Genomic DNA, 14,737 nt, shown 5'->3' on the forward strand with positions numbered 1-14,737 from the left:
AGAGCTTAGTTGTGGTTACAGCAATTGCAAGAATACCTTCGAGGTAAATAGTAGTATAAACCACAGGCTTAAATCTGTATGTCTCAAGAGGTTGTCTCGGGTTGCCAATAGGCTGCCCGGATAACAACCCAAAGTAACGCTAAGTGATAGCATCCCCATCCAACATTAACTAGGTATATTAAAGGATCTGGCCAGTTCCCCAAGATCAATTGGATTAGCCCCCAGAGCATACCTGCAATAGTAAGACCGAAAACAACTAACTGCATACGTACAAGTCCCCAAAATACTCCAGACTGTCGTTGTTTGGGAGTGACCTTAAATGAGACTTTCTTGCCAGTCAAAACACTCCAGACAGCTTGAATTTGTAGTGGAAAAAGAGCAATGGCATATTGTTCATTTCGCCATAACTCCTTTTTGGGTACCTTCCAGCCTGCTGCTAGCAAATTTAGGCGGTTGATTACATAGGTCGGTGCAAAGTGTAGTATAAATGCAGGGCCGTAACTACTTACAGGGCTTAACCCTGTGAACAAAGATATAATCGGGCAGGTTATAAAGATGATTACGAAAAAGCCTGCAAAGTAACTATACATTGTCTGAAAATATTGCAGTCGTTGCCAGAATGTTAAACCTGACTTAATCAAAGGATTATCGCGGACTAGTACCTGTAAGGTTCCTTGAGCCCAGCGTAATTTTTGAGTCAAAGTTGAACTGAGGTCGTCTGGAGCTAGCCCTTCTGCTAAAATTTCATGATGATAAACAGACTGCCAGCCAGCTGAGTGGAGTCGCATAGCTGTATTCATGTCTTCTGTGATGCTGATACTGGATACTCCACCAATCAGGTCAAATTCGTCTAATCGGCTTTCATCAGCTGCAAAGTCGTCGGCAAAGTGCTGTAAACCCATACTTACCAATGCTTCTCGCCGTAAAACTGCATTAGTTCCGGTATAAAATGCGGCATTCATACCATCCTTTGCCTGTTGAATGGGGCCATAAAAAAAGTGGGCCTCATGACCAAAGGGATCGCCTTTCGGTAAGTTGTAAAATGCCTGGGGAGTTTGCACAAATGCTACTTTATTGAGTTCATAACGCCCTTGATCTAAGTTAAATCGAAAAAAGTTGGGTAGCACTCGCTGTAGAAACTGTGGTTTAGGAACGTGATCTGCGTCTAGCGTAACGATAAAGTCTCCTTGGGTTTCACCACAGAAAATAGCGTGATTAATATTGCCTGCTTTAGCATGGTGTGGGCGATCTTTAGGCTTGTGTCGAGCAATATAGCGACAGCGTGCTAAAGCACTCAAAGCAAATGTTTTTTCATCAATCTGTGCTTCTAACTTACGAATCTCAGAGTCCAGCGTTACGGTTGTAGTTGAGTATTCTGACTGACTGAGCAACAATAGCTGTCGTAAGCTTTGTAGGTGTCCTTGTGTTTGTGAAGCTTGCGACCCTTCTGAGGAGTTCTGGGAAACAAATGTCTTAATCATTACTAGGCAGTTACGATCATCTGGTTCACGGACATAGGCCAGGTGATCTGCAAGCTGCTTCAAGATGCTGATGCCACGTCCACGTTCCGCATCTTGATCGATTTCATTGGGGAGTGTTTTCAAATGTTTCTCAAAATCAAAGGGAGCACCTTGATCCCAAATGCGTATAATAATGGCGAAGTTGAGAATGACAACTTCTAAATCAATAGGGGTCTCCGATGCCAGATGCTGATGGGCATGGCTGACTACATTATCAAATCCTTCACCTAATAAGGTTTGGACTGAGAACCAAGCATTGTCAGGAATCATGGGCTGTTTCAGAGTGCTAAACCAAGCCATGATTGAATCCAACTCATTAAAATCAGTTTTGACTCGAATTTTCTGACAGCTGAGACTCTTTTCAACAGTTTCTAAATCTTGTTGTAGATACTGCAATTGTTCTAGACGACTACTTAAGTAATAGCGTTTAGATTCTATCTGTTCAGCTATGAATTGTAAGATTGGTGATTTAAGATCTGCAAGACAAAGCTGTTCTGCCATAGCCCTCATACCTGGAGAATTTCCGTCATCCAGTATATAAACGCGAAGCTTGTTGGCAGGATAGTCTATTTTTAGAGCCGCTTCTGCCGTTTCTTTGACAATGTCAACGGGCTCACTATAACAGGTAATAAAGATATCAACAGTTGGGTAGTCAGCTTTTGGTAACGTTGGAGTGAGTTGATCAAGGTTTTTGACCTGACGCTCAATGGGTCGCCATAGTCCAACTAAAAACAGTACTCCTCCTACAAACATATATATTTCAGCTAATAAGAGAGGGACTGAAAACCAAAGGGCATCTATATTAAGGGATTGGGTTAATCGCCATTGTAGATACCATGCCCCAACGATTAGATTCACTAAAACCAAATAACGAAAAAGCAAGGTGCGATCGCGCAGACGCACTTGAATATTGCTCATCACTGGTTTCTGGCCGATTTGACCAATTAAGCTACTCATGATCAACAATAATGATTATATGAAGTTATGCTAGTTGCTCTAATCCAATTGCCTCATGTTTCTATGAACTCTCAAGCTGCCAAAGAGTGCTGAGGCTGGAATTCAATTTTCTGTTGATGGAGGTAGTAGATGTTTAAGCTGGCAATCGTTTGTGGGGCAGTACTAATGAGTTTGCCCGCTAGTGTGAATGGATAAACAATATTACTTTATTAATGCATAATCAAGCAGTCTTTTTTGCAAAAGGTGGCAATAACTCACACTCAAAATAATTACAGATCCGTTGCTTCAATGGGGAGCATCCGCTAGAAAGGACACTTTGGGCATTGCAGATGATATCCTACTTGGTTTAGCAAGACTTTCATTGGAGAGTCTAGAGTCTGGGTTTGTCCTCCGAATTGCGCACCGCAAGTAATTAAAAGACTGGTAATGAGTACTGAAAGAAGAAGTCTGTAAACTCGTTGCATAGCTTATGCAGTGACTTCTTTTGTTAACGAATGATTTATCTGTCAGTATTACTAGCAGCGGTCGGATCAATCTGAAACAAAAATAAATTATCTGCGAGAAAATCACCGTGATGATCCCGTAGAGTCACTATAAACTCATACTCACCCAATTGAGTGGGAGCATAGTTTGCAACACTTAAACGCTGCCTACTGTCTGCAGGAATATTATGAGTAAATTGCCTACTGTCAATAACTTTATTTTGATGACTGAGAGAAAATGTGATCTGAGCGTTGGGAAAATCTTCCCACAAATCATTAATCAGCCAAACGGGTAAATTAACCTTTTCGCCAAGATGCCAGCGCTGTTGAGTCCATTCGATGCTGGGCAGTAACGGTTGATAGGCACGCCTGAGTGCTTCAAATGCAGGTTTTGGAGTCCGCCAATAATCTACAATTCCCCAGTTAATCGAGGGCCAATTTTCAGTAAACATAAACTGAAAAATCCCTGAAACCGGTTGATATTTTTGTCTACGGTAGGCTTCTGATGCAAATTGATTGACTACGGCTTGATACTGTTGAGTATTGTTGACAAATTCATTAAGAGTTTTTCCCATAGGAACTTGGGCTAGATTGAACGTTTCATGCTGTTGAAAATTATGGTATTCCCATTTAGCCCAGTCACTTTTGTTATCTGGCCAGAGCTCATCCTCAGAAAATATCCGACGAAGTACATTGATATCAGGTAAAGCCTGAGCCCCAAATTCAGTAATTAAAGGTTCTTCCGTAGGTTCGGCATACTTTTCGAACGTATTGGAATACCAACCCCACCATGGATGTTCAGATGTTAAAGAAGCTTGATGCAAGTAACGTGATGGATCATATCCCTTAAGCCCATTAAACAGAGCTTGATCAAGCTGATAGTTTTGCTGAGGGTCATAGGTTTTATACTTGTATTGCATCCAGTCCGCATCCCAAGGAGGTTCGTTATGTAGGCTCCAGGCAAAGATAGAGGGGTGGTTATATAAGGTCTGGATCATGGCTTTCCCTTGGCGGATTGCTTCCTCTCGAAAGCGGCTGTCATCCACATATCCCCACTGTAAAGGGAAGTCTTGCCAGACTAGGAGACCGTTGCGATCGCAACCTTCGTAAAACTCTTGACCTGTAATATGGGCATGCACTCTTACTGCATTAATATTAGCTTTTTTCATAAGACCAATATCAAACAGGTATTTATCCGCAGTCATCTCGCTTAACCACTGACTTGCGATATAGTTAGTCCCACGTAAAAATAATCTCTTATTATTTAGCTTCCAAATCTGTTGCTTGTGGTCCCATTCCACAGAGCGAAAGCCAAATACAGTTTCATGTTGATCTAAGAGCTGTGTAGAGTCAGTAATTTTTAATTTAAGACGATATAGGTTAGGATCACCATGTTCCCAACTCCACCATAGTTTAGGGCTATTTTGTTCCAAGTGAATCCTAAAAGAGTTGTTATCAGGATGAATACGCTGTTGGATACGTACGTGTTCCCCGGCATCTCCTAGGAAATTTTCAGGAACCAGTTGAAAGTCTAAGGTGATTTCCTGGCTTTCTGTGTCTTGATAGTCAAGTTCTACGACTACATCTGCTGTTGCATGACTCCCGTCATGATTCAGTTTGGGGGTTACTTGTATATTATCAATTGCTAGCGTATTTGAGCTTTGTAGATAAACAGGAGCCCAAATACCTCCAGTATTTTTTTCTTGACCACGCTTTGTCCATGCCCCACCTGGACGAGTATCATGATGAGCAAAAATTCCTTTAATAAAACGTTTATGCAAAGACCAATCTTGATCCTGTTCTTCTAAGGGACTATTGACTCGAACCGTTAAAATATTGGAACTATCTCGGTTTAGAAGTTGATTAACTCTAAAGTCAAAGGGTTCGAAATAGCCTTGGTGCGAGCCTAGATAGTGACCGTTGAGCCAGACATCAGCTTCATAATCTATACCTTCAAATACAAGCTTGACGACATTATTCTCATTGATCAGACTCTGAGGCACTTCAAAAATACGCTGATACCAAACAACATCATGCAAATCATGCCCCTGTAGATACCAATTGGCAGGCACGTAAATATCTTGCCAAGTAATATTTGAAAAATCAGGTAAAACTTTTGTGTTGTTGGTAGCTGCTACATGAGAAGGTCTATTCTGCTGTTCAATCGTTTCAGGCCAAATCCTCCAAGTTCCATTTAGAGAAAAGTGATTGCTACTCTCTCCCATATCAGGCATAAAATGGGCATCGACCCATGGATTTGATTGAAAATTAATACCTAGAACAACTAAAATTGTGACAAGTGCTATTGCTATTCGTTGCCCGCAATGCGTGAGTTTGCGAGTGAATCCATCAACCATTTTAGCCTTTATAATAGCTGGAAGTACTTATTTTTCCCGGGAAAATATTATTCTTTTCAATCAAGAGAAATGGCAATTTTACCTCTACATATGAATTTTTCATATAAAAGTATAACTTGTTGAAATATTCGAAAGATGCGTGATTTCACTTAAAATCAATAAAATCATAAGACTCTCATAACAATTTACATAAATGATTTAACAGAAGTGTTACAGCAATTAGCTAGTAAGGGGGTAGTGGGCAGACATAAGTGAAATGGTCACAGTCTGTTTTAAAAATCTCTATTGCCAACCTGAATACTGGATTTTTAAGAACCGAAAATTATGCGGTTTCTTGACAGAGTTTCCTGAAACATCGCATAGGTCTGTAGTATCGAACATAGGTAAAAGTAAACAGATGTTGTCTAGCAATCGCGTCCTCAAATTATTCAGACTTATTCACTATTCTTGGGGACGGCATGCAATTTGGTGCCTACTCCTTTTTGCTGCGGAATTGCCAAAAGCAGCATGGGGAATATCTGTCCCCTTTAATTTAGAGTTACGTAATTTACAAACAAGTCCTGAAGATGACTCCGATTCTATGGATTTATTGGCTTCGGTGCTGCAGACAACGTCAATAAGCCCAACTTCTTCTCCAGTTAGTTCATACACCTTAGAAGATTCAGAAACTTCTCAAAGCATCCATTCAGAACTTACTCATGGAGAAATTAGTTCTGATGTATTATACTTGGCAGCACCAGAAAATCTTAATCCAGGCCTTTATATTCCAACGCCAGTTGAGCCATCGTCAAAACCGATTACTCCAGAACCAATCGCTCCGGATTTTGAAGAACCTGAATCTATTGAAAACACCTCTGTCCCAATTTGGGAAATTGATGATTTGACAGTCAATTTATCAGACGATTTTAGTAATTTTGGTCAGGGTAACCGAATTATTGAACCGACTATGACAGGTTCTTTACCTAATGGCGATCAACTTGCAATTATGATGGGTTTTAATAGATATGCTCAATCAGATGTTGATACCGTTTTTAATGTGCCTCTCAAAGCTTCATGGACTAGGGAAATGGGGGACTTTACCACAACGGCTGGAGGAGGTGTTGATCTCTTTAATCAGTTACCAGTTGCGCTTAATCTTATTGCGAGTACTTCTGTTCCAGTAGGTAAGAAAGCCGTACTTTCCTTCTTTGTGGATCATGGGCCGTATAAGTTTAATACCACTACCTTAAATAATCAAATAACAGCCTGGCGGTACGGGCCGAACCTATATTGGCAGATCACTCCCGATATGTATCTTTTCTCGTTAGCACGTTGGGGGCGCTATAACGATGGTAATCGAGAACAACAATCGTTTAGTCGACTAGAAAAAAAACTTGGGGATTTTTATGTCGCAGGTAATCTATTTACTTGGAGATATCGAGAAGATGCTGAATCTACGAGTGGCTACTTTTCGCCTCCTGATTTTTTAGTTGCCAATGCTGAAATAGGCTGGCAAGGAGAAGTCTTAGAGTGGTTAGACTGTGGCGCAGTAGCTTCCTGGGGACGTCAGCGGTTGAACGGCAGTTGGTCATCGGCCTATAGCTATAATGCCAAATGCACTTTTGAGATAGCAGAATCCCTGGAGATGGATTTGGGCTATGCCTTTAGTAATGTGATCGGTCAAACCGGGGGTAGTGCTTTTAATAACCGTACAATTACAGGACAGGTACGTGCTAAATTTTGAAGCTTAAGTCATGACCATCATTCTGTAGGGCGTTTCACTTCAAGAGTCCTGCGATATGGGGATTACTGAATTTTGGAACTGTTCAGTGTAACTGTCGTTCTCTCTGAAGATTTACTGGAGCAATATGGTATTTGAAGGCACATTTCTTTTGTGGTGTCTTTTGCATCTACTAATTCAAAACAAAACTTTGATGGTTTGAGGAGGCTAGAAAATCTCAAAGCTATTGTGCTTTAGGTTTGTTTTCCTTGTTTTGTTTGACATTTCCTGTCAGGAAAACTCTGGCCAATTTCAACCTGTTAATTCAGTGATCTTTAATCATGAGCTCAAAATCAAACTCTTCTGTTATTGATAATGTCCTGAAGGGCAGTGTCCTCAGTGATGTCCTTATCGGTTTAGAATTCAACGATGAAATTCAAGGATATGAGGGTAATGATGTTTGGCTTAGTGGTGAAGCTGGTAACGATCTGGTAGCAGGTGGTGCTGGTAATGATATTTTGTCAGGTGGTGAGGGTAATGACTTATTGCATGGAGATTTTTCGGAGGGAAGTGGTTGGGAATTAGGTATTGATGGTAATTATTCCTATAACCCCTTAAGTCTTTCTGTTAATTCAACGGAAAGCAATAGACAAAACCTGGCGTTTCCACCTGGCGATAATTCAGCCATCTATAACGATTTAATATTTGGTGGTTTGGGTCGTGACATCATCCTCGGTAGTTGGGGGGATGATGCTATTTCAGGAGGTTTAGGTAATGATATTATCAACGGTGGTGTTGGTAATGATTATTGGCTGGCAGGTGGAGATGGCAACGACACTATTAATGGAGATGATGGCAACGACATTCTAGAGGGAGGAGCTGGTAACGACCTTTTGAATGGTGGTAATGGCAACGATATTTTGACCGGTGATACAGGTCAGGACACTCTTTATGCGGGCGACGGTGAAGATATCGCTGATGGTGGTGAAGGTGCTGATCTAGTTGACGGTGGGGCTGGACACGATCAGCTGACCGGTGGCCTTGGTAATGACAAGATTTTAGGTGGAGACGGTCATGACACCTTAGATGGTGGGGATGGCGAAGATGTTCTCATTGGTGGAGCCGGTGATGACTACTCCATGCTCGGTGGCAGCGGGAATGATGCCCTCTACGGTGAGGCTGGCCATGACTTTATGGATGGCGGTACCGGTAATGACCTCATGTATGGTGGCCGTGAAGACGATGTGATGCTAGGTGGTGAGGGCGCTGACCGGATCTATGGTGGTGAAGGCATTGACCGTATCGATGGTGGCGCAGGGGCCGATGTGATCGAGGGTAACTCTGGGGATGATGACATCCACGGAGGAGATAACGATGATGAGATCGCAGGCGGTACCGGTCAAGACATCCTCTACGGCGATGCCGGTAATGACCTGATTGATGGCGGCGAGGGCCATGATTATATTGACGGTGGTGAGGGTAATGACACCCTGGATGGTAGCACTGGTATGGATACCATTGAAGGCGGTGCTGGTAACGATGTAATTCGTGGTGGTGCTGATAATGACGGCTGGTTATCCGGTGGTGTGGGCCAAGATGAGATTTTTGGTGATGCCGGTGACGATGTCCTGTCTGGTGGGGTCGATAATGACCAGCTCCAGGGCGGCACCGGCAATGACGTTCTCCTGGGAGATGCGGGCAATGACGTTCTCCTAGGTGGCGAAGGCGATGACTACTGGCTTGATGGTGGCGAAGGCAATGATACCGTTGACGCTGGTGCTGGCCATGATGTCGCCACAGGTGGAGTTGGTGACGATGTTGTTATCGGTGGTGCTGGTAATGACACTCTGCTGGGGGATGCCGGTAACGATCAGCTCTTTGGTGACGCAGGCGATGACATTCTTGATGGCGGTGACGGTGCTGACCTCCTCGAAGGGGGGACTGGCAATGACACCCTTAAAGGTGCTGACGGTGCTGACTTAATTCACGGCGGTGACGGTGTTGACTACGCTGAGGGCGGCGCAGGTGACGATAACATTACTGGTGATCTCGGTGACGATAGCCTGCTGGGTGATGCTGGGGCCGACACCATTGATGGCGGCGCTGGTCATGACTACCTGGCTGGAGGTGCAGGTGACGATACTCTTATTGGCGGAGCCGACAACGATACCATTCAGGGTGGAGCTGACAACGATACCCTCGACGGTGGTGACGGCTATGACATTCTGGAAGGGGGCGACGGTAGTGACACCCTTAGTGGTGGAAACCAGGAAGATATTCTTAAGGGCGATGCCGGAGACGACAGTCTAGATGGTGGTGCTGGTCACGACGTTTTAGAGGGTGGCGCTGGTAACGATTTACTCCAGGGCCAAACTGGCAATGATGCCCTGTTTGGTGAGACTGGCAATGACACTCTTAAGGGTGGTCTCGGGGATGACTACCTGAGTGGCGGTGCTGACAATGACGTCCTAGAAGGCGGTGACGGCGTTGATGTCCTAGAAGGCGGCGACGGAGCCGATGCGCTCTATGGTGGGGCTGGTGATGATGGCTGGCTATCTGGTCAAGCAGGTGCTGATATCGTTGATGGCGGTGCTGGCCATGATGTATTGAGCGGTGGGGCTGGTGCCGATCAACTGCAAGGGGGGACTGGTAATGACACTGTATTCTTTGATGCTGCTGACACCGTAGTCAAAGGAGATGTCGGCTACGATGTTGCCATTGTGGAAACCTCTGAGGGAGCCAGCTTAGACCTGGGCGCTAACAGCTTTAACGAAGCCCATGGTAATGCCGGTAACGACACATTTACCAATACGAATGGAGCAGGTGCTGCCAGTGGTGAAAGTGTTGCCATGTTTGGTAACGCCGGAAATGATTCTCTGACTGGCGGAGCGGCTAATGATTATTTAGATGCTGGTGCAGGGGATGACGTTGCCAGTGGTGGAGCGGGTGATGACTACGCTCTGGGTGGTGATGGCGCTGATGTCCTCAGTGGAGATGCGGGTAACGATCTGCTAGAGGGTAACGCTGGCAATGATACGTTGGATGGTGGTGACGGGCACGACACTCTAGATGGCGGTGATGGTGCGGATACTCTTCTTGGTGGTGATGGTCACGACACTCTGAAGTTTGATGCAGCAGATACTGTAGATGGTGGCGATGGTTACGATGTTGCCAGAGCTCAGGGAGATGTGGGTGTCACTTTGGATTTGGGTGCTAGTCAGATTGAGTTAGCCTACGGTACTGACGCAGCAGATGTCTTTACGAACTCCAGTAACAACAGTGTAGAAATTCATGGTGACGGGGGTAATGACACCATCATTGGAGGGACTGGGCATGAGATTCTGGATGGTGGTGCTGGGGATGATGCGATCGCAGCCGGTACTGGTAATGACATCGTTCTAGGCGGTGCTGGAAATGATGTCGTTCAAGGAGAAGGTGGCAATGACACCATCACAGGCGGTGAAGGTGCTGATATTCTTTCCGGTGGCGAAGGCAATGACACCCTGAATTTTGATGCAGATGACACCCTAGATGGTGGTAGCGGCAGTGACGTTGGTGTTTACCAGGGGCTTACAGGTATTAATCTCAATATTGATGATGTAAGTCTGGAAGAAGTTCACGGTAATGTCGGGGATGACACCTTTACTTCAACCGCTGGTAATGCTGTAAAGATGTTCGGCGGTGCTGGCAACGACACTCTAGAAACTGGTAACGGTAGCGATCAGCTCTTTGGTGGCGAAGGTAATGATACCATTACATCCACAGGTGGTCACAGCTACATTGAGGGTGGTCTTGGCAATGACACTATTACTACAGGAGATGGTAACGATACCTTAGTTGCCGATGCTGGAGATGATGTTCTCATTGCTGGAGACGGCCATGATGTCTTAAAAGGAGGAGCTGGTGCCGATAGCCTCATTGGAGGAGCTGGTAATGATACCCTCTATTTTGATGCGGCAGACACTGGTGTTGATGCTGGTGTTGGTACTGAGGATATAGCCCATTACGAAAGTAGTGATGCTCTTACCATCGATTTAGATGCTACCGGTATTGAAATACTCCACAGTAATGTGGGTGACGATACTATCACCGCCAGCAGTGGCCAGGATTTCACCGTTTACAGTGATGGTGGCAATGATACCATTACCACCGGTAGCGGTAATGACACCCTAGCAGGCGGCAGCGGTGATGATGTTCTAGACGCTGGTAGTGGTAGCAATACTCTCATCGGTGGTGCTGGTAATGATAGTCTCACCAGTGGTAATGATAGTGACATCCTGGAAGGTGGTACCGGTGATGACGTCCTGACTACCAGTGGCGGCAAAAATACTTTACTCGGTGGTGACGGTAATGATATTCTCACCGCCGGTGATGGCAGCGATACCCTAAATGGCGGTGATGGCAATGACACCCTGGATGCGGGTGCAGGCAATGATACATTGGATGGTGGCAGCGGTACCGACCAACTAATCGCTGGCAGCGGTAACGATAAGCTCTATTTTGATGCTGACGATACTGTTATTGATGGAGGGACCGGTACCGATACCGCTTATTTCCAGAGCAATACAGATCTCAACATCAATGTCACTGATGCTGGCATTGAGAGGCTCTATGCGAACAGTGGTAACGATCAGCTCTCAGCCACTGGTAATAACCAAATCAAACTATACGGTAAGGACGGTGATGATATCCTCACATCCGAAGGCGGCAATGACCGACTAGAGGGTGGTGATGGCAATGATATTCTTACAACTACTGGTGGTAACAATACTCTGAAAGGTGGTACTGGTGATGACCAGCTTACTTCCGGTACAGGCAATGACATCCTTGAAGGTGGGAGCGGTAACGATACCCTGCTCAGCACTGGGGGCAACAACACCCTGAAAGGTGGTAACGGGAACGATACTCTGACTGCTGGAGACGGTGTGGATACTCTAGATGGCGGTGCAGGCAATGACATCCTTGAAGGTGGTGCTGGGGATGATGTGCTGCTAGGTGGTAATGATACCGATACTCTCTACGGTGGTGAGGGTAATGACTCTCTCTCTGGTGGCCTAGGAGATGACATCCTCTCTGGTGGTGGTGGCAATGACACCCTTAATGCCGAAGTTGGTAATGACTTACTTGATGGGGGAGCGGGTAATGACAAACTCTATGGCAGTAGCGGTAATAACTTCCTCTACGGTGGTTCTGGTAACGATGAACTCTATGGTGTTGCTGGCGAAAATGAACTCCATGGTGGCGAGGGTAGTGATCAACTCTTTGGCGGCATAGGGAAAGATCAGCTCCTTGGCGAGCTTGGTGATGACCAACTCTATGGAGATGCTGGGAATGATTCGCTAGATGGTGGCGAAGGTAGCGACAGCCTGTTTGGTGGTGAAGGTAATGATACCCTACTAGGTGGCAGGGGAGCTGATGTCCTTAGAGGTGCTACAGACGGTGCAGGTGAAATAGATATTCTCATTGGAGGTGGTGGTAGCGATTACTTTATCCTCGGTGAATCAGGACAAGTCTTTTATGATGATGGTGACCTACTAACGGCTGGCACGTCTGATTACGCCTTAATTACAGATTTCAATGGTTCAGAGGATATTCTTCAGTTGAGCGGTGCAGCTAGTGATTATGTCCTTGGCTCTTCTGGATCCAGCACTAACATCTATCTAGATAGTGATGGTACCGGCAGCTTGAGTGGATCGGATGAATTGATTGCTACATTGGAGGGAACTTTAGGTATGGATCTATCCAACACATCAATTCTGTACGTGTAGTCAACAACTTTGATCGATGGTGGTCTACTTAAGTCGGGAACATTCAGTCAGATAGAATTTTAGAATCTTGGAGTCAGAAGTCATTAATGAGATGGGTTCTGACTCCCGATTTCTATATTCTTGTTCATGAACGTCCCACATATAAGTTGTTAGCCAGTCTACCTATCTTAGCCCGATAGATAATATCGCCTTAATACTCATTTTGAGGAAACCAACATGCTTGAATTCAAGGGATTTCACCCTAAGGACGTCTCCAATGAAATCGCACTTAAACTGACAAACTCAGGGGTGCATTACCATAACATAGACAGTGGCGCTTTTCAGTTTATTCCCTACACAGAAATTGCTGGATTTTCTGGTTGGCAGCCTGGATATGGCTCTCTTCATATCTACAGTAGTAATCCAAACTTGATGATCCACTTAAACTTTACAGCAGAAGTAGCGGAGCAAGCGCTATCCCAAATTCAGAGCTTTCTCCAAGAGAAGATGGTCACTGTCTAGTTACGAGATTTATCAAAAGGAAAAGAGCTGTATTCCGCATCGAATACAGCTCTTTTCCTTTTGACGGTTCTCAAAGAAATAAGCTCTGGAAAGCTTGCTAAAAAGATGTCAAACTATACTTTTAATGTTCGATGACATCTAATATAGGTTTATTACCAAGAGCTTTGTAGTAAAGGATTTCTAAAATAAGGCCGTTAGTATTACTGGTTAGGATGGCATTGATTTCGTCACTCTCTTCATAGAGACCTGCATAAAAACCACCCCCATCGGGATCCTGTAGCTCTTTTACAGCCTTTATTAGTTTTAATGTGTAGGGCTTTTGGGGAAATAGGTAGTACCAACCAAAGGCTGCTTTCGTACTAAGTGTACGTAGTTCTGAGTGAGATTCATTCTCTTCTGTAATCACAGCCCATGGAGTTCCATTAGCATAGAGAGTGCTATAGAGAAAATGAGGCACTTGATCGATGTTATCTTCAGAGACAGCGGTTAGATGTCCTGTTTCCTTATATCTGTTTTCCTGAGCAGTCAATATGGCTTCTGCATACTCAGCCAGGGTTTCATCCCAGCCAAACTCAATGGCTTCTAGAATGTAGGACTCACTAACTACGTAGTTATTGGCATCAGTTTCTTCGAAATTACGCTGGTCTACGGGGATTTTCACTCCGCTCACGTTCACCAACTTCATCGGTTCTGTTTCTAACGCTTTTGGAGCTTCAAATCCCCAGAGTTCGTAGCCCCTTGCTGCATATTCTTCGTACCCTAGGCGGCCTTCCTGTACTGGCAGAAGTTGGCCATTAGACTTGAAGACTGCCCCATAGAGCTGTCCCTCCTTGATGGAGCGAGGAATTTGCCAACCTGACATCAGACCAGAGATCCAATTATCATATTGGGGGTGGCATGTGCGAACAATATGCAGCGCTGTGAGAAAGCGACCAATGTCTAGAGCCGACCAGCCCAATCCCTTTTTGGTAGGATTATTGCCATAGTCTACCATTTCTCCAGTAGCGCTGTTATACACCTTGTTGGGGAGAGCACCCTCTACTAATGGTAGGTCACCAAGTGAGGTTAAAAATTGATTGAGTTGCAGATCAAACTCACCTTGATCGATTAAACCCATCCACCGAACCGCATTCAAGGCCATTAGGTAATTACCTTGATCCCAAAGGGTACCGGAGGGAAACTGATTAGCTGAATTGATAAACCCAGTATCTGGTTGTCGATTGTTGACAAAGTATTGCCAGGCTGTTGCAGCATACTCTTGCTCGGGCTCGGTTAGAGGAGCGGTTAACTGACCACAAAGGTTGTTAGAGGGTGCATCAGTTGTGACGGCTTGAAAATCAGACTTTTGGCCCCCACTACCAATAGTGCCACTAGCACAAGCAGTCAAACTACCCATTGCTAGAAGGCTAGCAAACAAACCTATAAAAGTTCGAGATTGATAGAAATTCATATT

The 14,737-nt window shown here is 44.8% G+C and carries 6 protein-coding genes; 3 read left to right on the top strand and 3 right to left on the bottom strand.

The window, feature by feature from the left end; genetic code table 11:
* Positions 1-83: 83 nt before the first annotated feature.
* Entirely contained in the window at positions 84-2,477 is a 2,394-nt protein-coding gene (locus N836_RS41000; protein WP_023070308.1) for a glycosyltransferase family 2 protein, read from the bottom strand.
* Positions 2,478-2,976: 499 nt separating this feature from the next.
* The gene (locus N836_RS41005) at positions 2,977-5,316 is read right to left on the bottom strand and encodes a glycoside hydrolase family 2 protein (RefSeq protein ID WP_081716763.1); all 2,340 of its coding nucleotides are present in this window, start codon (positions 5,314-5,316) and stop codon (positions 2,977-2,979) included.
* 397 nt (positions 5,317-5,713) lie between these two features.
* Between N836_RS41005 and N836_RS41010 the strand changes: the two genes are divergently transcribed.
* The 3 genes from N836_RS41010 to N836_RS41020 all read left to right on the top strand — a co-directional run bounded on the left by N836_RS41010 (position 5,714) and on the right by N836_RS41020 (position 13,284).
* Positions 5,714-7,039: a hypothetical protein gene (locus N836_RS41010; protein WP_023070310.1), complete on the top strand. Its 1,326-nt coding sequence runs from the start codon at positions 5,714-5,716 to the stop codon at positions 7,037-7,039.
* 317 nt (positions 7,040-7,356) lie between these two features.
* Positions 7,357-12,783, top strand: coding sequence for a beta strand repeat-containing protein (locus N836_RS78010; protein WP_023070311.1), 5,427 nt, complete (start codon positions 7,357-7,359; stop codon positions 12,781-12,783).
* 216 nt (positions 12,784-12,999) lie between these two features.
* Positions 13,000-13,284 (top strand): hypothetical protein, encoded by a 285-nt coding sequence (locus N836_RS41020; RefSeq protein ID WP_023070312.1) that lies wholly within the window; start codon positions 13,000-13,002, stop codon positions 13,282-13,284.
* A 121-nt stretch (positions 13,285-13,405) separates the two neighbouring features.
* Here the strand turns inward: N836_RS41020 and N836_RS41025 are convergent, their stop codons facing one another.
* Positions 13,406-14,680, bottom strand: coding sequence for a DUF3131 domain-containing protein (locus N836_RS41025; protein WP_036052065.1), 1,275 nt, complete (start codon positions 14,678-14,680; stop codon positions 13,406-13,408).
* Between the last annotated feature and the right edge of the window lie 57 nt (positions 14,681-14,737).

Source organism: Leptolyngbya sp. Heron Island J (assembly GCF_000482245.1).
In the GTDB taxonomy this organism is placed as follows: domain Bacteria; phylum Cyanobacteriota; class Cyanobacteriia; order Phormidesmidales; family Phormidesmidaceae; genus Leptothoe.